A 723-nucleotide genomic window follows, 5' to 3' on the forward strand; every position below is an offset into this window, starting at 1 on the left:
TACTGCATGTCCCGGAAGAACACGAACAGTGCCGACAGGATCAGGCCCACCCCCAGGTTGAACACAATCATGCACACCACCGGATAGACCAGCAAGAAAAATTTCCATGTGAACGGAATCCCGTCAAAGGCTGTAAACGCAAAAAAGATCAACAGGGTCAGCCCGAAGTTGATGAGCGACGACACATTCTGGGAAAACAGAAATAGATACTTCGGCACATTTACCTTGGTAAAGATTCCTGCATTCCCCACCAGCGAGGTCATCCCCAGATTGGTGGCATCCGTGAAATACGAAAACACCAGCTGTCCGGCGAACAGATAGATCGCATAATGGTTGACGTTATTTCCAAACAGATTGCTGAATACCAGCCACATAATCAGCAGGTTCATCAGCGGGGACAGGATGCTCCACGCCATCCCCAGAATCGTCCGCTTGTATTTTTTCGCGAAGTCCCGCTTCACCAGCTCCCCAAATAGAAATTGGTGTTGCTTTAGTCTTTGCAGCATGCTTGTCGTTTCCTTTCTGGATTTCTATTGGATCTGTTGCGCATCTCTGGCAGGGGGCTTTTTCTCTTGCAAAAAGCCCCCTCTTGGCTCTGACCAAAAGTCAGCGCCAATTCACCCCCTAAATGCGCTTCTCAGGCGGGCGCCCAGCGCCCAGGAAGGTGTTCCGCTTGCTGCGGCAAGCAGCCAAAGGCTCTGCCTTTGGAAACCGCGATTTTTT

General features: G+C 50.8%; 1 protein-coding gene. It reads right to left on the bottom strand.

Features of this window, described 5'->3' with window-relative positions:
- Nucleotides 1–506, bottom strand: a 506-nt coding sequence (locus D5269_RS18080; RefSeq protein WP_158605099.1) for an ABC transporter permease, incomplete at its 3' end; no start/stop codon positions are given.
- Nucleotides 507–723: the final 217 nt, after the last annotated feature.

The sequence above is a fragment of the Anaerotruncus sp. 1XD42-93 genome, assembly GCF_009917605.1.
Lineage (GTDB): Bacteria > Bacillota > Clostridia > Oscillospirales > Ruminococcaceae > Anaerotruncus.